1 protein-coding gene and 1 pseudogene are annotated in these 1672 nt (G+C 74.3%); both read right to left on the bottom strand.

Annotated features, from left to right (window positions below; all coding sequences use genetic code 11):
* A partial coding sequence (locus tag FV228_RS28935) for a DUF2793 domain-containing protein (RefSeq protein WP_147857616.1) occupies positions 1–920 on the bottom strand: 920 nt, incomplete at its 3' end.
* Between the two features lie 269 nt (positions 921–1189).
* Positions 1190–1672, bottom strand: a pseudogene (locus FV228_RS28940) (hypothetical protein); the annotation flags it as partial.

Here is a 1672-nt window from a genome sequence, read left to right on the forward strand (position 1 = left end):
ACGCGCCACCGGCCGGCGCCGTCCGAGGCGGCCAGGCAGGTGTCGTCGGCGGCCGTGACGATGTCGGCCCGGGTCGGCAGGGCGAGCTGCTCGGGATCGTGGACCAGGGTGGCGGCGCCGGAAAAGCGCACGAGCCGCTCCCGGTCGGCGCCGGTGCCGAAGCGGGTGATCCGGGCCGTGCCGGCAATCAGCACACGCCGCGTGCCGGCACCGCCGAGATCCGTGGTCGCCGCAGCGGCCAGCACGGTCTCGGTGGAGGCGAAATCGATCCCGCCCTTCGCCGCGGAAGCGGTGAGCGCGGTACTGAAGGCGGACCCGTCGGGCGAGACCTTCAGGGAGAAGTCGTCGCCGCCCAGAAGGCCCAGCAGGGCGCGGGCGGAATAGCCGGTCTGGAGGATCAGGGCGGCGTCCCGGGCCGGGGCCTGCTTGTTGACCGAGATCCGCATGTCGCCGGAGCCCGGAGTCGCGTCGTCCCAGGTGAGCAGGGCCGCGTCCGACTTGACCGCGAGGCGGTTGGTGGCATCCGCCCCGGTGTTGACGCCGAGCCGGCTCACGCTCTGGATCGCGGTCAGCGTCCGGCGGAAGCTTCCCCAGGCGCTGCCGTCGAACACGTAGAGGTCGGCCTCGTCGATCAGGTAGGCGAACCAGCCGGCCCGGGGCACCGCGCCGACCCAGACGCCGTCGGCGTAGCGCACGACCTGGCCGGCGAGCCCGGCCCAGGCGCCCCCCGGGTTCGACGTGACCACGAGGTAGCGGTCGCCGTCGGCAGGGTTCCTGGGTGGCGCGGTGAGGTCCTTGTCCAGGCAGGCGAGCTGGACCAGGGCGTCGAGGAGGCCGAGCGCCTCGTTGTGGGTGACGTGCTTCTGGGCCTGGCTCGCCGCGATCAGCGGCAGGCCGAGGCGGGGCGTGATGTCGGACATCGGGGGCTCCGTGGGCGGAAACTCTAGCCGTGACCATCGGCGCAGCCGTCGCCGGCGGGTGAAGCGCGCCCCTTTCCCGGACGCCTGGAACGTCAGCGGAAGGTGATCCGGGACCCAGCGCAGACAGCGCCGCGCAGCGGCACGATCGTCAAACCATACGGACGCTTCGCGTCTCGTCCTGCTGGGTCCCGGGTCGCATTCCGCTGACGCTGCATGCGCCCGGGAAAGGGTGCTGCGGGAACGACGCCGTTCCGCAGAGCGATTTCCGTTCAGGCGCTTCGGACCGGGATGCGGGCGCGGCACGCCGGGCCGGGGCCTGCGACCGCGCCGATCTGCGCCACGGCGACGTCGAGGCTGGCCTGGGGGCCGCCGAAATAGGCCGCCTCGTCGGCGTAGAGGAGCTGCTGCGCCACGGCCCGGAGCTGGCGCAGGGGCGTGCCGGCACCGGAGAACACCGTGACCGCGTAGGCCTCCGGCTCGTCGAGGGGGATCTCGGCGGGGGCCCAGGCGTCGCCGTCGCGGCGCGCCCGGCGGATCCAGGAGAGCCGCACCCCCGACGCGTCCCGCCGCGCCCGCAGGTGGACCGGCCGCAGGGGGAGGAGCGAACCCAGCCCGGCCGTCGCGGCGAATTCCGACACCGCCGGATCGCCCGGGTCGGCGGAGGCCGGGCCGACCCGGTAGCGGAAGCCCCGTCCGGCCTCGTCCAGCCGCTCGACCAAGGGCACCACCGCGCCGTCGTCGAGGCGCACGAG

The sequence above is a fragment of the Methylobacterium sp. WL18 genome (assembly GCF_008040015.1).
GTDB classification, from domain to species: Bacteria; Pseudomonadota; Alphaproteobacteria; order Rhizobiales; family Beijerinckiaceae; genus Methylobacterium; species Methylobacterium mesophilicum.